Genomic DNA, 18,941 nt, shown 5'->3' with positions numbered 1-18,941 from the left:
ATTGTAAGCTCGGGCACGCCCCGAACCGCGCCTCAAGCGAGAGGGATCAGCGCTCCAACTTTCCACAGCCAGGGTTGACGACCGCGCGGCGCCATGCATTAAATCAATTTGATTTACACCATGGCAGACTGCTCAGGGAGGAGAAAGATGCTGGGTCGCTTACACTCGTCGAAAATCGTGGATTCCGGGCGCGGGCTGCTCAGCCGGCGCCATTTTTTTGCCTTCGCAGGCGCGGCCGTCGCCGCGCTCGCCTTCGCTTCGGGCGTGAAGCCGGCCGCGGCCGAATCCGTCTTGGCCATGCATATCGAGGAGCAGACGAGCTGGGTGCAGAACTTCAACCCGTTCGACCTCGGCGGGCGACGCCAGAGCACGATGGATTTCATCTATGAGCCGCTGGTCATCTTCAACGACTATGACAGCGGCAAGCCGATCTTCCGGCTGGCGACCGCCTACAAATTCTCCGACGACCTGAAATCGATCACCTATACACTGCGCGACGGCGTGAAGTGGTCGGACGGCCAGCCGCTGACTTCGGCGGACATGAAATACACGCTGGAGCTGATGCTCAAGAACCCTGCCGTCGACATCGTCGGCGTCAGCGAAAGCGTCGCCTCGGTGGAGGCGCCGTCGCCGACCGAGATCAAGATCAACCTCAAGGACGTCGACACCCACTTCCCGGAATCGCTGGCCGATTTCCCGGTCGTCCCCGAGCATATCTGGAAGGACATCAAGGATCCGCTCGCCTTCAAGAACGAGAAGCCGGTCGGCTCGGGCCCGATGACCGAAATCCGCCGCTTCACGCCGCAGGTCTATGAGCAGTGCCGCAACCCGAATTACTGGGATGCCGCGGAGTTGCATATCGACTGCCTGAAGCTGCCGCAGATCTCCGGCAACGACCAGATGCTCGCGCTACTACCCCAAGGCGAAATGGACTGGATCGGTTCGTTCCTGCCCGAGATCGACAAGACCTATGTCGGGCTCGACAAGGACCACAACGGCTATTGGCAGCCGCCGGCCGAGACCATTGCCTTCGAGATGAACCTGAAGACCGACAAGCCCGGCAATTCCGAAGCCTTCAACGACATCGCTTTCCGGCATGCCTTCAGCCTGGCCATGGATCGGACCTCCATGGTCGACATCGCCGGCTTCGGCTATCCGGTCGTCAACCTTCACGCCAGCGGCCTGCCGCCACGCTTCGATAGCTGGCGCAACAAGGCGGCCGAAGGCGACAAGGACGTCTGGATGGCCTACGACATCGACAAGGCCAACAAGGTGCTGGACGATGCCGGCTACAAGAAGGGCGCCGACGGCTTCCGCACCACGCCGAAAGGGCAACCCATCAACTTCGTCATCATCGTCCCGAACGGCTGGACCGACTGGATCGACGCGGTGCAGATCGCGACCGAGGGCTTGCGCAAGATCGGCGTGAACGCGTCCGTTGCCACGCCGGAATACGAGCAGTGGCAAAAGCAACTCCTGGACGGATCTTTCGACGCCGTCATGAACTCGCGCCCCGACGGGCCGACACCGTTCCGCGGCTATTACCAGACGCTGTCGACGGCGTTCGCCGGGCGCATCGTCCACGCCGACTCGCGCTACTCCAATCCCGAGCTCGACAAGGTCTTCGACGCCTATCGCAAGGCGACGACGGACGAGGAGCGCAAGAAGCTGTTCGACCAGGTGCAGGTGATCATCGCCGACAACTTCCCCGTCGTGCCGGTGTTCAACGGCCCGACCTGGTACCAGTATTCGACCAAGCGCTTCACCGGCTGGGTGACCAAGGACGAGCCGGTGATGAACCCGGAGAACCATGACAACAACCGGATGCGGCTGATGCATCTCTTGCGCCTGAAGCCCGTCCAGTAACGGGCGGTGTTCAGGATGCGGATTCCACTTCGGCGGTTGGGCGTCTATTTCGTCGCCTTCCTGTTTGCGATCGTCGTCAACTTCACCCTTCCCAGACTGATGCCCGGGAGCCCGGTGGACTCGATGATCGCGCAACTCGGCCCGCGCGCCACGCCGGCGGCGATCGAAGCGATCAAGGCTCGCTTCGGCGCCGTCGAGCAGCCGATGTGGCTGCAGTTCGTAGACTACCTCAAAGGGCTCGCGACCTTCGATCTCGGCGTGTCGGTCAAATACTATCCGCAGACCGTCACGCAGGTGCTCGCCCGCTCCGCCGGCTGGACGGCGCTGCTGGTCACCTGCGCCATCGTCTTTTCCCTCTGCGTTGGAGTCTCCCTTGGCGCAGTGGCTGCCTGGCGGCGGGGCGGACGCTTCGATGCGTTCGTCTCGCCGTTCTCTGTCGTGCTGATCGCGATCCCGCCGGTGATCATCGCCTTGGCCACGCTGTTCACCTTCGGCGTGACGCTGCGCTGGTTCCCGGTCGGCTATGCCTATAATCCGGACCTCGATCCCGGGTTCAATTTCACTTTCCTCGGCAGCGTCTTCTGGCATGCGATCATGCCGGTGCTGAGGCTGTCGCCGTACATGATCGGGGAGTTCCAGACCACGATGCGCTCCTCGATGATCGCGGTGCTCGGCGAGGACTACGTCACCATGGGCCGCGCCAAGGGCCTGTCGGAAACGGCGGTGATGTTCTCCTACGCGGCGCGCAATGCGATGCTGCCTGTCCTGACCAACCTGGCGCTGATGCTGGGCGCGGTCTTCGGCGGTTCGATCGTCACCGAGATCGTCTTCAACTATCCGGGCCTCGGGCTGACCTTGTTCACGGCAAGCGTGGCGCGCGACTATCCCGTCATCCAGGGCCAGCTTCTGCTGATGACATTGGCGACGCTTGGGGCCAATCTGCTGGTCGACATCATCTATGGCGTCGTCGACCCGCGCATCAGGGAGGAGCGCGCATGAGGTTCGGGCTGCAGCTCCTGTTCCGCCAGAAAAAGGCGGTGGCCGGCTTGATCATCATCGCGGCGCTGGTGCTGATGGCGATTTTCGCGCCGATCCTGGCGCCGAACGATCCGGCGGCGCGCGTCGGCCGCTCGCACCAGCCGCCGACGGTGTCGCATTATTTCGGCACCACCAAGATGGGGCGTGACGTCTACAGCCAGTTCGTCTGGGGCGCGCGGCCGTCGCTTGCCGTCGGCTTCGCCACGGGGCTGGCGATTACCGCGCTCGGCACGGTGATCGGCCTCATCGCCGGCTATTTCGGCGGCCGCATCGACGCCACGCTCGACCTCGCCACCAACGCGGTGCTGGTCATTCCCAACATCCCGCTGCTGATATTGCTGGCGTCCTTCGCCGGCACGGTCGGGCCATTGGCGATCATGACGATCATTGCGCTGACCTCCTGGCCATGGGGCGCGCGCATGACGCGGGCTCAGACTATGGCGCTGCGCAACCGCGAATTCATCACCGCCGCGCGCATGGTCGGCGAGCCTTCGTGGCGCATCATCTTCGTCGAGATCCTGCCCAACCTGGTGCCGCTGATCGGCATCAACATCGTCGGCTCGATCATCTACGCGATCGTGGCGCAGACCACGCTCGAATATCTCGGCTTTGGCGATCCGCTCAACGTCACCTGGGGCACCATGCTCTACAACGCGCAGAACTCGTCGGCGATCATCGTCGGCGCCTGGTGGGACATCGGCGCGCCGGCGATGGGGATCGCGCTTGTCGGCCTTGGGCTGGCGCTGCTCAACTTCACCTTCGATGAGATCGCCAATCCGCAACTGCGGTCCGGCCCGGCGCTGTCGCGCTGGCTGAGGCTGACGCGGCTGCGCCGGCGCGAGTTGGAGGCGGCGGCGTGAGCGGACCCTTGCTGCAAGTCCGCGACCTCAGCGTCGACTATCTCACCGAGAAGGGCGCCTTTCGCGCCGTGAAGAACGTGTCGTTCGACATCGGGCGCGGCGAGCTGTTTGGGCTCGCCGGCGAATCCGGTTGCGGCAAGAGCACGATCGCTTTTGCCATCACCCGGCTCGCCAAGGCGCCGGCCTGGGTGAGGGGCGGCGAGATCCTGCTCGACGGCCAGAACCTCCTGAAGCTCACGGAGGCCTCGCTGCAGAAGGTGCGCTGGCGCCGCATCGGCATGGTGTTCCAGAGCGCGATGAACTCGCTCAATCCGCTGATGCGGGTCGAGGACCAGTTCCATGACGTGCTGCGCCGGCACAACGGTTTTGGCCGCGAGCAGTCGCGGGAGCGCGCCGAGGCGATGTTCAAGCTGGTCGGCATCGCGTCCAACCGTCTGCGCGACTATCCGCACCAGTTCAGCGGCGGCATGCGCCAGCGCATCGTCATCGCCATCTGCCTGGCGTTGGAGCCCGAGCTGATCATCATGGACGAGCCGACGACGGCGCTCGATGTGGTGGTGCAGCGTGAAATCCTGGAGCAGGTGATCGACCTGCAGCGCAGCATCGGCTTCTCGGTGCTGTTCATCACCCACGACCTTCATCTGATGTCGCAACTCTGCAACCGCATCGGCGTGATGCTGAAGGGAGAACTGGTGGAGGTGGGCGACGTCAGAGAGGTCAGCCAGGCGCCGAAACATGATTATACGCGCAAGCTGTGGGCCTCGATCCCGCAACTGCCGGCGCGGGCACGCGAGGCCGTATGAACGCGCTGCCGTCCCCACTCTCCACCACGGCGCTGGCCGAGCCGCTGATCAGGCTCGAAGCGATCGAACGCAGCTTCGCCTTGGTGCAGGCGCTGCGCGGCATTTCGCTGTCGCTGCGGCCGGGCAGGGCACTGGCGCTGGTCGGCGAATCCGGCTGCGGCAAGACCACATGCGCACGCATCATCGCGCGCATGGACTATCCGACGGCCGGCAAGCTTCTGTTTCGCGGCCGCGATGCGACCCATGCCGGCACTCGCGAGGACGAGCGGACCTACCGCCGCGCGGTGCAGATGGTGTTCCAGGATCCGTTCGCCTCGCTCAATCCGGTGTTCACCGTCCAGCACCATCTGGCGCGGCCGCTTTCGCTGCACGGCCATGCCAAGGGCAAGGCTGCACTGGCGAAAGGCGTAGCCGAGCTGCTTGCCGGCGTCGGGCTCGACCCTGAGATGACGGCGCAGAAATTTCCGCATGAGCTTTCCGGCGGACAGCGCCAGCGCGTCAACATCGCAAGGGCGCTCGCGGTGCAGCCGGAAGTCCTGGTCGCCGACGAGCCGACCTCGATGCTCGACGTCTCGATCCGGCTCGGCATCCTGGACCTGCTTGCCCGCATCAAGCGGGAGAAGAACCTGGCGCTGCTCTACATCACGCATGACATCGCCACCGCCGCCCACGTCGCCGAGGAGATCATCGTCATGTTCGCAGGACAGATGGTCGAGTGGGGTTCGACCAATGCGGTGATCGGCGACCCACGCCATCTCTACACGCAGCTCCTGCTCTCGGCGGTACCCGATCCCGACCGGCCCTTCGTGCCGGGCGACAGTGCGCGCTTCCTCGGCCATGCCGAGGAGGTGAGGCGGCTGTCGCGTCCGGCGTCGTCGGTGGTCGAGCAGGTCGGGCCGGATCACTTCGTTCGCGCGCTCGGCACGCCTTCGTAGAGTTTTTTGCATCGCAATTCCGGACGGAAAACCGCGTCACACTTTTTCTGGAATTGCTCTGAATGGATTGTTGAATGGATTATCTGGTCAATCTTTCCCTGCTCGGACCCGACGCGGCGCTTGATCAGCGCATGGTGAAGGCCGGCGTCGCCATCCGCCGCGTGCTGGCGCCGGAATATGAGCTCGTCACCGGCTGGGTGCGGCGCAAGTTTTCCGCCGGCTGGGCGGGCGAGACCGCTGTTTCGATGATGCGCCAGCCGCCGACCTGCTTTCTCGCCACGAAGGACAAAAGGCTGATCGGCTTTGCCTGCCATGAATCGATTGCGCGCGGCTTCTTCGGGCCCACCGGCGTCGACGAGGCGGTGCGCGGGCAGGGCGTCGGTCATGCGCTGCTGCTGGCCTCGCTGCTCGACCTCAAGGTCATGGGCTACGCCTACGCCGTCATCGGCGATGTCGGGCCGTCCGAATTCTACGAACGCACCGTCGGCGCGACGCAGATCCCCAATTCGGAGCCCGGCATTTATGCCGGGCTGCTGAAATCCGCCGACTGATTTTCACACTTATTTTTCGAAGAGACTGAAATGACCGAGACATTGCGGCTTGAGAGCTTCTGGACGCCGGCCAAAGAGGGTCAACCGCTGGCCTATGAGCTGCGGCTCACCAATGGCTCCCGCCAGCCGTTGCGCGATTTCCGGCTCTGCATCAGCGGACCGGACCGGATCGACCCGGCGGCCACCATCGAAGGCGGCACGCTTGCCGTGCGGCTCTCCAATCATGCCGAGTTTTTGCCGCCGGACGGCTTCGCGCTGGAGCCAGGCGCCACATGGACGCTGACGGCGCGCGGCCTGAGCTACCCGCTGCGGCATTGGACCGATGGCGCCACCGGCGCCTATCTCGCTTTCGCCGACGGCAGCACGCGCCGCATCGTGGTGGAGCCGACGCGAGCGGTCGGCGACAACGCGCCGCTGAAGCGTGGCGCGGAACCCTATCCGGTGCCGGCCGCGGCGTCGGTTGCCGTCTCGGTCATTCCCTGGCCGCGCCATGTCGAAATCTCCGGTGCTGCATCCGCGCCGGCGGGGCTCGACCCACAGCCGGAAGGCGAGGCGGCCAGCGCCGCCGCCTCGGCCTTTGCCGAACTGACCGCGAGCCTCTTTGCGGTCGAAGGCATCGTGCGCCCCGCGGCCGAAGGCGGGTTTCCGGTCAGGCTGGCGCTGCAGGACGGGCTTGGGTCGGAAGCCTACGCGATCGCGTTCGCCCCGGACTCGGCAAGCGTGGCGGCGACGACGCGTGCCGGTTTCCTCTACGGGCTGATCACGCTCGGCCAGATCCTGCGCGGCGCGAAGCAACATCCCGCGACCTTCACGTTCCCGGCGAGCGGCGAAATCCGCGACGAGCCGTCGCTCAACTGGCGCGGCTGCCATCTCGACGTGGCGCGCCAGTTCTATGCGTCGGCCGAGATCGAGAAATTCCTCAGGATACTGGCCTGGAGCAAGCTCAATCGCTTCCACTGGCACCTGTCGGACGACGAGGCTTGGCGGATCGAGATATCGGCCTATCCGCAACTGACCCGCATCGGTGCATGGCGTGGCTACGGCCTGGCCGTCCCGTCGCTGCTTGGGTCGGGCGCGCAAAAGACCGGCGGCTACTACACCAAGGCGGCGGTTCGCCACATCGTCGCGCTGGCCGGCCGGCTCGGCATCGAGGTCGTGCCGGAGATCGACGTGCCGGGCCATTGCTACGCCATGCTGCAAGCACTGCCGGAGTTGCGCGACCCCGGCGAGCATGGCGAGTATTTTTCGGTGCAGGGCTTTCCCAACAACTGCCTCAACCCGGCGCGCGAGGAAACCTACCGCGTGCTCGAAACGATCTTCGACGAGCTGATCGAGCTGTTCCCGTTCAAGACCATCCATGTCGGCGCCGACGAGGTGCCGCTCGGTGCATGGTCGGGTTCGCCGCAAGCTTTGAAACGGCTCGGCGAGATTGCCGGCGAGGCCGCCGCGCAGTCGCATGCCAAGCGGCTCGACGTGGTCACCAACACGCATGGCGCCGACGAGATCGAAGGCTCGGGCGCGGCCGTGCTGCAGGCCGAGTTCCTGAAAAGAATACAATCGTTCCTGGCCTCCCGCGCGTGCATCACCGGCGGCTGGCAGGAAGCCGCGCATGGCAATGTCATCGACAAGTCGAAGTGCTACCTCAATGGCTGGCGCAGTGTGGAAGTCTCGGCGGCACTCGCCGGCGAAGGCTACGACATGGTCGTCAATCCGGGGCAGGTCTATTATCTCGACATGGCGAACAGCCCCGAATGGTCCGAGCCCGGTGCTGCCTGGGCCGGCTGGTCGTCGCCGGAAAAACTCTACGGCTTCGATCCGGTGGAAGGGTGGAGTGATGCGCAGAAGAAGCATTTCCTCGGCGTGCAATGCTGCATCTGGTCGGAGCCGATGACCGACCGCGCCGTGTTCGACCGGCTGATCTTCCCGCGGCTTTCGGCGCTCGCTGAAACCGGCTGGACCGCGCCCGAGCGCAAGTCATGGCCGCGGTTCAGCGCGCTCGCCGGGCTGATGCCGGTGCTCTACGGGTTGGCGTAGCCTCGCCAATCTACCGTTGCGATTTATTGTAGCGTTTGATCAGGCGCTCGCGCTTCAGGCGCGACAGCCTGTTCATCCAGAACAGCCCGTCGAGCTGATCGATCTCATGCTGGTGGCAGACTGCCAGCAGTCCCTCGGCATCCTCGAATTGCTCTTTGCCTTCCAGATCCTGAAAGCGAACCCGAACATGGGCGTGCCGTTCGATCTCTTCCGTGACGCCAGGCATCGAAACACTGCCTTCCGTATGCCGGATCATTTCGGACGAGGCCTCGACAATCGAGGGATTTACATAGATCCCGGATTTGGCGGACCGATCAATCGCCACCACACGTTTCAAAACGCCGACATGCGGGGCGGTGATGCCGATCCCGGGCGCTGCGTACATGGTATCGAGAAGGTCGGCGGCGAAACGGAATAATGCGACGTCGAATCGTTCGACGGGGTCCGCGACAGCCCTTAGCAGCGGGTCGGGGAACCTTATGATCGGCAGTACCGCCATATGCCTCTGTTCTATGCAATTCCGGACGGAAGGCTACGGCGAAGTCGCCGAGCCTAACCGTTACACACTTTTCCTGAAATTGCTTTAGCCCACAGGCTTCTGCAGCACGTCGAATTGCGGGTTGGTCTCCGAAAAGATCGGCAGCGCCGCCGCGCCGAGCACGGAGGTGTCCTTACCGGCGGCGCCGACCACGACGCGCGGCGTGGCCCGGGCAGTGGCCGAACTGACCGAAAGATGCAGCGGCTCGAGCCGCCCGGCCAGGGCCTCGATCACCGGCAGCGGCATGAAGCCGCCGAGCACGACAGTCTCGGGATCGAGCGCCATTTCCACGACGTCGATCGCTTGGCGCAGCGGTTCGACCGCCTCGTCGAGCCATGCCTCGAAACGACTGTCGCCCTTGGCCAACAGCTCCTCCAGCAGGTCGGGCGAGGCGTGGTCGGGATCCGGCAGATGGAGCCTGTCATAGGCCGCGCGCAGTGAGACATAACGCTCCAGGCAGCCGCGCTTGCCGCAGTCGCAGGGCAGGCCGCCCGGCTTGACGATGATGTGGCCGATCTCGCCGGCATTGTGCCGGCTGCCCTTGTAGAGATGGCCGTCGAGGAAGAGGCCGGCGCCCAGGCCCGTTCCGATGAACAGATAGACGAAGCTGTCGAGCTTGCGGGCGACGCCATAAAGCCGCTCGCCTATCGCCGCTGCGGTGGCGTCGTTCTCGACGATCACGGCGATGCCGGTCAGCCGTTCCAGCTCTTCGGCCACGGGAAAGTCATGCCAGCCGGGCAGGGCGGTGGGGCCGACCGATGTCATGCCTTCGACGCCGAAAGGCCCGGGCATCGCCATGCCGATGCCGAGCAGCTTTGTCCGGTCGAGGCGGGAGGTGGCGATCAGGTCGCTCGAGATCGCGGCAAGCAGCGGCATCGCTTCGGCGGGCGTCGGCCGGTCGACATTCCGCTCGACGCGGGCGCGCATGGTGCCGGAGAGATCGGTGACGACGCCGACGGCAAGTTGATGGTCGAGCTGCAGGCCGATCGAGTAGCCGCCATCGGGGTTGATGGAGTAGGGGACGGCCGGTTGGCCGCGCGCGCCCTTCAGCGTCGCTTCCGGGCGCAGCAACCCTGCCTCTTCCAATTCCTCGACGATGTTGGAGATGGTCTGCGACGACAGCGCCGTCAGCCTGGCGATCGAAGCACGCGACAGCGCACCGTTGGTGCGGATCGTTTCGATCACCACACGCCGGTTGTGCGATTTCGCCTGCTCGAGATTTGTGCCGGAGATGGCTTTCTTGAGGATCATGAGGTACTTACCAGTCGAGGCAAGTGTATAATACCACTTTAGAAAATCAAGTTGATTTAATTATAGTGATGCCGACCAGCCAGCCGAAGGCTTGGGCCAGCCGGCGCCAAGGGCTGCATTCGGGATATTTCGGAAAGTCGGGTGACGGCGTCGCTGCTCAGTGGAAACGCGTGGCGGCGAAATCTGTTGCCGACGACATGGCGCGGCCGCCAATGAAGCCGGCGACCAAGCGGGCTGTTATAGGGCCCAAGGTCAGCCCCAGATGGCCGTGGCCGAAGGCGTAGATCTCATCAGGCGATTTCGTCGAGGGGCCGATCACCGGGCGCGAGTCCGGCAGTGACGGCCGGAAGCCCAGCCATTGCGAGGAGGGCTGGCCGAGGTCGGGGAAGAACTGCCGCACGCCGCGATCGAGCAGTGCCAGCCGGCGCGGGTTGGGCGGCGCCTTAAGGCCGCCCAGTTCAACGGTGCCGGCAATCCGCAGCCTGCCGTCCATCGGCGTCATGTAGAAACCGAGATCGACGGGGCAGTCCGGGCGGTTGAGCAAAGGTGCGGCGGTCTGAAACTCCAGATGATAGCCGCGCTCGGTTTCCAGCGGGATCCGGTCGCCGGCCTGAACAGCGAGCGGCCGGGAGCGCGCGCCCGCCGCAATCACCACTTTTTTCGCCGTGACGGCGAGGCCGGGGCCGTTCAGCCGCACGCCGCCGGCACTTGTTGCGAGGCCGGTGACGCTCGCGCGCATGAATTGAGCGCCCCTGGCGGCAGCGGCTGCCGCCAGCCGCGCCATCACCGCCTTGGGATCGCTGACATTGATCGAATCCGGGAAATAGAGGCCCTTGGACTCGAACGCCGCAAGGCGCGGCTCCAGCGCGGCCACCTGATCGGCGCTCAGAATCCGCTGATGGACGCCGAGTTCGGCCCGCAAGGCACGCCCGCCGGCGGAGGCGGCGAAATCGCTGTCGCGGCGATAGACATAGAGGCAGCCGTTGCGGCGCATCAGATCCTGAAGTCCCGCCTCCTGCACGTCGTTCTCCCGGGTCATGCTGCCTTTGATCCTGCCAGGCGTGCTCTCGGGGGCGGCCTTTGCCTTCGTCACTTCCTTCGACGAAGTGGTGGTCGTGCAGTTCCTGGCCAGCGCCGGCCAGCGCACCATGCCGCTCGAAATGTTCGTCGGCCTGCGGGAAAAACTCAGCCCGGCAATCACTGCGGCCGCAACCATGATGATGGGGCTTTCGATTTTGCTGTTGGTGGTGGCCAACCTGCTGGCGCAGCGCGGACAGGGGCGTCGGACAGTAGGCGCCTAGTTACTTCAATGCCGAAGGCCAACGCAGTAGAGGCATGCCAGTTACCGCCTGGGGCGAAGCAGTTATTTTGCTGCAGCACTGTCATTCATCAGTATTTTATTGTCGTAGATGAAGTCTTTGCCCAACTTGTCTTTGAATTGCGAAAGTGCGTCTTTGGGGATGATGGCAACAGTGCTGTCCTGGCCGATCTGGAAATTTGTTCCGGGTGCAGGTGCGATCACGGCTTTGAAACTAGGGCCACTCCCCCCTAGAACAGTGCTGCTACCCGGCAAGAACGTTGTCCCCGCGGCTTTGTAACCATCCTCGTAGCCGCGCTTGTAGGCTTCCTCTAAGGAGTCGGCGTGAACCTGAATGATGTTCGTCACAATGACAGTAAATGCTACCAAAAAAATCTTGATCATAGCCATGGTCCTCAACGAAGGTCTTCTAGACGTTTCTTCATTTTTGTGTCGAAGTTTGCGGTATCGATGATGGCAGAGCTACCTGCCAGCACATCTCCCAATGTTCCACGCCCAAGAAATACTGGTGCATCCGTGACCTGAATGGGATCACTGGCAAGATAGACTACACTGCCCACCAATAGTGCCCCGACGATAGCAACGACGACACCGGGGGAACTGGAAGACAGCGCCATCGTTATCCCGCCCCATGTGCCGTTGCCGCGTGTCTCCACACTATCCACGCGCGCGAGCACAAAGACAGCGCCAAGAAGTGCTAGGACAGTGCCCGAAATAATTGCAAGAAACTGTGTGTACGCTCGCATGTATAGAGCCGATACCGATCGCTTGTTGCGCATACCGAGACCATCGTGCTCAAGACCAAGCAAAACGATCTGCGTATCGGATTTAGGAGGATCCAGGACCTTGCTGAAGTTCATGTCTGACTGAAGTGCCTGTGAAACATCGACAATCTTATCCAGATACCAAAAGCCCAATCCGATCATCGCAACGATGACAACAGCGCAAAGAATTCCGAACCATTTGACGGTACCGACCTTGAAGCGGAAGTCCTCCCTTGCCTTTAGCGCTTGTAGAGTTGCACTCTCTGCAGTCGGCTTCGGTTCGATTTGAGCAGCATTGGCACTCAAGTTGCCGTCACCCGCGTTGCCCAGCGGGTTGTTAACGCACGCGCGCCCCGGCGCATCATTTTCGATAGCGCTGTCTGGTGTCCCGTTGGCGCCAGTGCTGCCTGCTTTATCGTTGTCGCCAATACCCGATATGGCTTCAGTGCCGTCAGCAGGCGCCGTAGGTGACATTTTCTACTCCTCCATCTTCCCTATCGGACATCTATATTTTCCTTAAGTCAAGTGAAATAATAAATCTTATTGCTAAACGGCACATTGTAACGTTCTATACGGAATGAATTATACTGAGGCAATGATGTATATCAACGATTTATTTGGCTCATTTTTTCCAAATACGCGTGGTCGGCGCAATATTTTCGACATCTGTCATAAAAATACGGTGTAATCTCATACGGGCCTTTTCAGAAATGACGAGCAAATCAAGCCGCCGAATGTGCAACTGACTAGCACATCAGCCGGCGCGCCATCCTGCTCGAAATGTTCATCAGCCTGCGCGAAAGCTCAGCAGTGCAATCATTGGGGTGGCAACCCTGATGGGGCTGTCGATCGTGTTGCTGCTGGTTGCAAATCTTATGGCGCGGCGAGGCCGAAAGGATTCCGCGTAAACGAGTGGTCCGCGCACCGAGCGAACCAATTGGGCAGGAACGATCTCGCGGCTGATGCATTTTGCTTCGCGTCAACCGCTGAGGGACTTAATGCGCATCGCCCATGTCGCGCCGCTCTACGAATCCGTGCCGCCAAAACTCTACGGCGGTACGGAGCGGATCGTCTTCTACATCACCGAAGCGCTGGTCGAGCTCGGCCACGATGTAACGCTGTTCGCGAGCGGCGACAGCGAGACGTCGGCGCGGCTGATGCCCGGGCGCGACCAGGCGATACGTCTCGACCCGCGGCCGAAGAAATCGGAGATCGCAGCGCATCTCGCCATGCTCGCCGATGTGCGCGAGCGCGCCCAACAGTTCGACGTCATCCATTTCCATCTCAGCCACTTCCTGCATTTTCCGTTCTTCGAAGAGATCGTGGGAAGGACGGTGACGACGCCGCATGGCCGGCTCGACTATGTCGACCTGGCGCCGGCCTATAAACGTTTTCCGCGCTTTCCGATGATTTCGATTTCGCACAGCCAGAAGCGCGGTCTGCCGGACGCGAACTGGCTTGCCACAATCCACCACGGGCTGCCGCTCGACGCCTATCTTCCGACCTACGAACCACGGGCGGAGGAGCCGTATCTCGCCTTCCTCGGACGCCTGTCGCGCGACAAGCGGCCGGACCGCGCCATCGAGATCGCTCGCCGGACCGGGCTGAAGCTGAAGCTGGCGGCCAAGATCGGCGACGACGACCGCGCCTATTTCCGCGACAACATCGAGGCGCTCATCGATGGCGACCGCATCGACTATGTCGGCGAGATCACCGAGGACGAGAAGGCTGCTTTCCTCGGCAATGCGGCAGGCATGCTTTTCCCCATCGACTGGCCCGAGCCGTTCGGCCTCGTGGCGATCGAGGCGATGGCCTGTGGCACGCCTGTGATTGCCTGGAACAGTGGCGCCTTGCCGGAGATCGTCGACAATGGCGTCACCGGCTTCGTCGTGGACAGTGTGGATGATGCGGTCGCGTCGATGCCGGCGCTTCTCGCTTTGGACCGGCGGCAGGTGAGGGCGGTTTTCGAGACAAGGTTCTCGGCGACAAGAATGGCGCGCGACTACCTTGCTGCCTATATGCGCCTGACCGGCATCCCGGAGGCAAAAGTCTCCTGACCTTCTGTTTTGGGCGGGGCAAACGAAGAGGTGACGAATGACGGAGCTCGACGAGCGCAAGCTCGATCCCGCCGTGGCCCTATCCTCACTCGACGCAACCGCGCCAAGGGAACCGCATCGGCTGTTCGCCCTCAAGCAGGGTGACTGCTTCGCCGTCGCCGACGCCTATGGCGACATCAGAGGTTCGGGCGACGGGTTCTTTCGCGACGACACGCGCGTGCTGTCCGAATTCCGGCTGACGATCGGCGGCAGGCAGATGTCGCTGCTCGGCGCCTCGCTCAGCCAGGACAATGTGCTGTTCACGTCCAACCTGACCAACCTGCCGATCCAGAGTGCCGGCGGCCGCGATATCCCGCAGGGCGCTATCCACATCGAACGGGTCAGGCTCATCTGGCAGGACAGGCTGTTCGAGCGCATTACGCTTTCCAACTACAGCCGCGAGCATTCCACCGTCACCGCTTCGCTGCATTTTTCCGCCGACTTTCGCGACATGTTCGAGGTGCGCGGCTCGACACGGGTGAAGCGCGGCACGACGCATGTCGCCAAGACCGACAAGACCTCGGTGCTGCTCGGCTATGATGGTCTCGACGGTCTGCCGCGGCGTTCGGCAATCTCCTTTTCGCAGGCGCCCGACCAGTTGAGTGACAATCGCGCCGATTTCCTCGTCGCGGTGACCAAGCGCAGTCAAAAGGTGCTCTATGTCGAAGTCGGTCCCGAGGTCGCCGATACGCCCGATCGCGACCGCTTCCGCGCCGCGGCGGCACGCGCGCGCTTCGGCATGCGCGCCAAGCGCCGGCATGGCGCGACGGTGCACAGCTCGGGCCGTGTCTTCAACGATTGGGTCGAGCGCGCCCGCGCCGACGTGGCGCTGCTCACCACCGAGCTTTCCACCGGGCCTTACCCCTATGCCGGCATCCCATGGTTCTCGACGGCGTTCGGCCGCGACGGCGTGATATCGAGCCTGCAGATGCTCTGGCTCAATCCTGGGCTGGCGCGCGGCGTGCTGGCTTTTCTCGCCGAGCACCAGGCGACGGAGACCTCGCCCTTTTCGGATTCCCAACCCGGCAAGATCATGCACGAGACGCGCAAGGGCGAGATGGCGGCGCTGCGCGAGCTTCCCTTCGGCCGCTATTATGGTGGTGTCGACACCACGCCGCTCTACATCCATCTCGCGTCCGCCTATGCCGAACGCACCGGCGACATGGCCTTCATCGACAAATTGTGGCCTTCGCTGAAGGCCGCCGCGGAATGGACTGAGGAGGCGAGCCGCGCCACCGGCTTCGTCACCTACCAGCGCGCCGCTGAATCCGGCCTCGCCAACCAGGGCTGGAAGGACAGTTTCGACTCCGTCTTCCATGCCGACGGCCGCATCCCCAAGGGGCCGATCGCGCTGGTCGAGGTGCAGGGCTATGTCTTCGCCGCCTTCCGTGGTCTGGCGGCGCTCGCGCGTCGGCGCGGCGAATATGCGGACGCCGAGCATTGGGAAAACCGCGCCGAGGAAATGCGCGTCGCCGTCGAGCGCGATTTCTGGCTGGACGATTTGAATTTCTACGCTTTGGCCATCGATGGCGAGGGCCAGGCCTGCAAGGTGCGAACAACAAATGCCGGGCACCTGCTTTTCGTCGGGCTGCCGCAACCCGAGCGGGCGAAGCTCGTCGCCGACCAACTGCTTTCCGCCGCATTCCATTCCGGCTGGGGGCTGCGGACGCTGGCCGACGATGCGGTGTTCTTCAACCCGATGTCCTACCACAACGGCTCGATCTGGCCGCATGACACGGCACTTTGCGGCGTTGGCCTGGCGCGTTACGGCGAACGCGACAGCGTGGTGCGGCTGATGAGCGGCACTTTCGAATCGGCCGTGCATTTCAACATGCGGCTGCCGGAACTTTTCTGCGGCTTCACCAGAGCGCCCGGCGAGGCGCCGATCGCCTATCCGGTCGCCTGCCTGCCGCAGGCGTGGTCGGCAGGCTCGACCTTCATGCTGATGCAGGCGTGCCTCGGCCTGGAAATCGATGGCTGGGAGGGTGAATTGCACGTCACGCGGCCAAGGCTGCCGATCGGTATCGACACGCTGACACTGCGGCATCTCAGCGTCGGCGACAAGGCGGTCGATCTCACCTTCCAGCGGGTCGGCGACCGCGTCGTCGCGTTCCTCTCCGACCGCCATGAGGGCCAGGTGCCGCTGATTGTTCGAACATAAACAAAACGATGCAACTCGGCGTTCAACAATCGAAAAATGTCGGAACCGATATCCGCTTTGCGCGTTTGCAAAGTTGAACCGGTCTCCCGGTCCGCAGCCGGCCACAACGAAAACAAAAAACGCGGACAGCCGGAGGCAACCTGGCTTTTCAATGACACAATATGGCGTCGACCTGTTTTTGGTCCTTATTCTCGCAAGCCTCGGACTTTCCGCTCTCGCGATCTTCATTTCGATATCCCGGCATCGTCGTCACCATTCGAGGGCTGCCGTTTCGCCAACTTCAAGCGACGATTTTGCCACCGAGACAGCACGCAAGGTGCTGCGCGAATTCGAGAAGAACGGGCAGTCGGTCGACGCGGCCCTGGTTACCTGGTCGCCGGATACGTTGCGCAAGATCCTCGCCGACGAATTGCCGGATGCGCAGGTCATCGTCGTCTCCAACCGCGAACCTTACATCCATAACGAGACCGAGGACGGCGACGTCGAACTCGTCGTTCCTGCGAGCGGACTGGTGTCGGCGCTGGAGCCGATCACGCGAGCCTGCGCCGGCACCTGGATCGCCTATGGCGGCGGCACCGCCGACCGGACGGTGGTCGACAGGAACGACCGTGTGCAAGTGCCGCCCGGCAATCCGTCCTACACGTTGCGCCGCGTCTGGCTGAGCGATGACGAATATCAGGGCTACTATCTCGGCTTCGCCAATGAGGGCCTGTGGCCGCTCTGCCATATCGCGTTCACGCGGCCGATCTTTCGCGAGTCGGATTGGGAAGCCTATGAGCAGGTCAACCGCAAATTCGCCGAGACGGTGGTTGCCGAAGCGCGCAACGAGCGGCCGATCGTGCTTGTCCAGGACTATCACTTCGCGCTTCTGCCTCGCATGATCCGCGAGCGACTGCCGGAGGCGATCGTCATCACCTTCTGGCACATTCCGTGGCCCAACTCGGAGGTGTTCAGCATCTGCCCGTGGCGCGAGCGCATCCTCGATGGCTTGCTCGGCAGCTCGATCGTGGGTTTCCACACGCAGTTCCATGCCAACAACTTCACCGAGAGTGTCGATCGCTTCATGGAGAGCCGCATCGAGCGCGCCGACGCAGCCATTTCCTATGGCGGCCAGGTGACGCTGGTGCATTCGTATCCGATCTCGATCGAGTGGCCGATCGAGCTTTTGAAAGCGCTGCCCAGCGTCGAGGAGTGCCGTGGGCGCGTTCGCAAACGGTTCAGGATTCCAGCCGACGCCAAGCTCTGCGTCGGCGTCGAGCGTCTCGACTACACCAAGGGCATCCTCGATCGCTTCCATGCGCTGGAGGAGCTGTTCATCCGTCATCCCGAAACAGTCGGCAACGTCGTCTTCCTGCAGATCGCGGCGCCGAGCCGGGGCACGCTGCCGGCTTACAGGCATCTGCATGAGGAATGCCTGCGCTACGCCGACGAGCTCAACCAGCGCTACGGCAGCAAATCCTACCGGCCGGTCGTCATGGTGGCCGAGCATCATTCGCAGGCCGCCGTCTACGAGCTCTATCGCGCGGCCGACATCTGCATGGTCACCAGCCTGCATGACGGCATGAACCTCGTCGCCAAGGAATTCGTCGCATCGCGTGAAGACGAGCAGGGCGTGCTGCTGCTCAGCACCTTCGCCGGCGCCTCGCGCGAGCTCCTGGAGGCGCTGATCGTCAATCCTTACGATGCGGCGATGATGAGCGAAGCGATGCTGCAGGCGCTGACCATGGGGCCGGACGAGCAGCATGAGCGCATGCGGCGCATGCGCGAGATCGTGCGCGACAACAATGTCTATCGCTGGGCCGGCAGCATGCTGCTCGACGCGGCACGGCTGAGGAAGCGCGGCGACCTCGACCGGGTCACCGCTTCATACGAACGGCCGACCGGTCCCGCCGGCGACAATGTCGTTTCCATGTTCGAACGCAAACAGGCAGTTGGATTCAGATGAACATTCAGGCAGACCTCACCCCGCCGCTTCCCGAAGGCCGCTGGGCGCTTTTTCTCGACATCGACGGCACCCTGCTGGAGCACGCGCCGCATCCCGATGCGGTATCGGTCAGCGAGGAGTTGCGCGTTCTCCTGGAGAGGATTGAGCAGCGTCTCGACGGTGCGCTCGCCTTCATCACCGGGCGCTCGATCGCGGCCGTCGACCATCTGTTCGATCCGCTGAAGCTGCGAATCGCCGGTCTCTACGGACTGGAGCACAGGCTGGCGCCGGCTGGTGCGATCGAAGCCGCCGACGCGCCGGCGGATATGGCGGCGCTCGCCGACGAGATCGAATTGGAGCTGGCAAGCAAGGCCGTCTATGTCGAGCGCAAGGGGCCGGTGCTGGCAATCCACACGAGAGCCGCGCCGCAGCTTCTGGCGCGGGCGACAGAGTTGGTCGAGGCGGCCCTCGCTCGCTTGCCGAAAGGCTACCGCGTGATCGCCGGCAATGCCGGCGTCGAACTGATGCCGCTCGAAGCCGCCAAGGGGGCCGCGATCCGGCGCTTCATGCAGCTCGATCCGTTCACCGGCAGGCGCCCCGTGTTTCTCGGCGACGACACGTCCGACGAGAACGGCTTCGACACGGTCAATGCCGCCGGAGGAATTTCGATCCGCGTGAAGCCGCAGGGCGAAACAGCGGCGCGCTTCGCCATCGAAGATGTCGCCAGCGCGGTCGCCTGGCTCGAAACCAATTTCGGCGGCCCTGCCAAACAGACAAGCCGCAGCGATCTTGTCGCGTAGCA

At 63.2% G+C, this 18,941-nt stretch carries 17 protein-coding genes; 12 read left to right on the top strand and 5 right to left on the bottom strand.

Annotation, left to right across the window (positions count from 1 at the left end; translation table 11 throughout):
• Positions 1 to 147 precede the first annotated feature (147 nt).
• From DPM33_RS11045 to DPM33_RS11015, 7 genes are all read left to right on the top strand, one after another.
• Positions 148 to 1,866, top strand: a complete 1,719-nt coding sequence (locus DPM33_RS11045; protein WP_112097465.1) for an ABC transporter substrate-binding protein — start codon at positions 148 to 150, stop codon at positions 1,864 to 1,866.
• Positions 1,867 to 1,881: 15 nt separating this feature from the next.
• Positions 1,882 to 2,865 (top strand): ABC transporter permease, encoded by a 984-nt coding sequence (locus DPM33_RS11040; protein WP_112097464.1) that lies wholly within the window; start codon positions 1,882 to 1,884, stop codon positions 2,863 to 2,865.
• Positions 2,862 to 3,764, top strand: coding sequence for an ABC transporter permease (locus tag DPM33_RS11035; protein WP_112097463.1), 903 nt, complete (start codon positions 2,862 to 2,864; stop codon positions 3,762 to 3,764). The genes DPM33_RS11040 and DPM33_RS11035 overlap by 4 nt, the downstream gene beginning before the upstream one ends.
• Positions 3,761 to 4,567: an ABC transporter ATP-binding protein gene (locus DPM33_RS11030; protein ID WP_112097462.1), complete on the top strand. Its 807-nt coding sequence runs from the start codon at positions 3,761 to 3,763 to the stop codon at positions 4,565 to 4,567. Before DPM33_RS11035 ends, DPM33_RS11030 begins: the two co-directional genes overlap by 4 nt.
• Positions 4,564 to 5,502, top strand: a complete 939-nt coding sequence (locus tag DPM33_RS11025) for an ABC transporter ATP-binding protein (RefSeq protein ID WP_112097461.1) — start codon at positions 4,564 to 4,566, stop codon at positions 5,500 to 5,502. Before DPM33_RS11030 ends, DPM33_RS11025 begins: the two co-directional genes overlap by 4 nt.
• Positions 5,503 to 5,576: 74 nt before the next feature.
• Positions 5,577 to 6,053 carry a GNAT family N-acetyltransferase gene (locus DPM33_RS11020; protein WP_112097460.1) on the top strand — a complete coding sequence of 159 codons (477 nt, stop codon included), beginning with the start codon at positions 5,577 to 5,579 and terminating at the stop codon, positions 6,051 to 6,053.
• A gap of 30 nt (positions 6,054 to 6,083) precedes the next feature.
• A complete protein-coding gene (locus DPM33_RS11015) occupies positions 6,084 to 8,087 on the top strand; it encodes a beta-N-acetylhexosaminidase (RefSeq protein WP_112097459.1) in 2,004 nt (667 codons plus the stop codon).
• Between the two features lie 10 nt (positions 8,088 to 8,097).
• On the opposite strand, the gene DPM33_RS11010 is transcribed toward DPM33_RS11015, so the two are convergent.
• The 3 genes from DPM33_RS11010 to DPM33_RS11000 all read right to left on the bottom strand — a co-directional run bounded on the left by DPM33_RS11010 (position 8,098) and on the right by DPM33_RS11000 (position 10,915).
• Positions 8,098 to 8,586: a peptide deformylase gene (locus tag DPM33_RS11010; RefSeq protein ID WP_112097458.1), complete on the bottom strand. Its 489-nt coding sequence runs from the start codon at positions 8,584 to 8,586 to the stop codon at positions 8,098 to 8,100.
• Between the two features lie 84 nt (positions 8,587 to 8,670).
• The gene (locus tag DPM33_RS11005; protein WP_112097457.1) at positions 8,671 to 9,876 is read right to left on the bottom strand and encodes an ROK family transcriptional regulator; all 1,206 of its coding nucleotides are present in this window, start codon (positions 9,874 to 9,876) and stop codon (positions 8,671 to 8,673) included.
• Between the two features lie 157 nt (positions 9,877 to 10,033).
• Positions 10,034 to 10,915 carry an NAD(P)/FAD-dependent oxidoreductase gene (locus DPM33_RS11000; RefSeq protein ID WP_112097456.1) on the bottom strand — a complete coding sequence of 294 codons (882 nt, stop codon included), beginning with the start codon at positions 10,913 to 10,915 and terminating at the stop codon, positions 10,034 to 10,036.
• Between DPM33_RS11000 and DPM33_RS10995 the strand changes: the two genes are divergently transcribed.
• Positions 10,914 to 11,177 carry an ABC transporter permease gene (locus DPM33_RS10995; protein WP_425373482.1) on the top strand — a complete coding sequence of 88 codons (264 nt, stop codon included), beginning with the start codon at positions 10,914 to 10,916 and terminating at the stop codon, positions 11,175 to 11,177. The genes DPM33_RS11000 and DPM33_RS10995 overlap by 2 nt on opposite strands.
• A 62-nt stretch (positions 11,178 to 11,239) precedes the next feature.
• On the opposite strand, the gene DPM33_RS10990 is transcribed toward DPM33_RS10995, so the two are convergent.
• The gene (locus DPM33_RS10990) at positions 11,240 to 11,584 is read right to left on the bottom strand and encodes a hypothetical protein (RefSeq protein ID WP_112097455.1); all 345 of its coding nucleotides are present in this window, start codon (positions 11,582 to 11,584) and stop codon (positions 11,240 to 11,242) included.
• Positions 11,585 to 11,589: 5 nt separating this feature from the next.
• The gene (locus DPM33_RS10985; RefSeq protein WP_112097454.1) at positions 11,590 to 12,432 is read right to left on the bottom strand and encodes a hypothetical protein; all 843 of its coding nucleotides are present in this window, start codon (positions 12,430 to 12,432) and stop codon (positions 11,590 to 11,592) included.
• A 524-nt stretch (positions 12,433 to 12,956) separates the two neighbouring features.
• On the opposite strand from DPM33_RS10985, the gene DPM33_RS10980 reads away from it, so the two are divergent.
• From DPM33_RS10980 to otsB, 4 genes are all read left to right on the top strand, one after another.
• Positions 12,957 to 14,015: a glycosyltransferase family 4 protein gene (locus DPM33_RS10980; RefSeq protein ID WP_112097453.1), complete on the top strand. Its 1,059-nt coding sequence runs from the start codon at positions 12,957 to 12,959 to the stop codon at positions 14,013 to 14,015.
• A 37-nt stretch (positions 14,016 to 14,052) separates the two neighbouring features.
• A complete protein-coding gene (locus DPM33_RS10975) occupies positions 14,053 to 16,215 on the top strand; it encodes an amylo-alpha-1,6-glucosidase (protein ID WP_112097452.1) in 2,163 nt (720 codons plus the stop codon).
• A gap of 151 nt (positions 16,216 to 16,366) precedes the next feature.
• On the top strand, positions 16,367 to 18,160 hold the full coding sequence (locus DPM33_RS10970; protein ID WP_112097451.1) for an alpha,alpha-trehalose-phosphate synthase (UDP-forming): 1,794 nt from the start codon (positions 16,367 to 16,369) through the stop codon (positions 18,158 to 18,160).
• A complete protein-coding gene (gene otsB, locus DPM33_RS10965; protein ID WP_112097450.1) occupies positions 18,157 to 18,939 on the top strand; it encodes a trehalose-phosphatase in 783 nt (260 codons plus the stop codon). Before DPM33_RS10970 ends, otsB begins: the two co-directional genes overlap by 4 nt.
• The last annotated feature ends 2 nt before the right edge of the window (positions 18,940 to 18,941 follow it).

The sequence above is a fragment of the Mesorhizobium hawassense genome (genome assembly GCF_003289945.1).
GTDB lineage: Bacteria > Pseudomonadota > Alphaproteobacteria > Rhizobiales > Rhizobiaceae > Mesorhizobium > Mesorhizobium hawassense.
The sequence above is the reverse complement of the archived record's forward strand: the minus strand, read 5'-3'. Positions and strand labels throughout refer to the sequence as shown.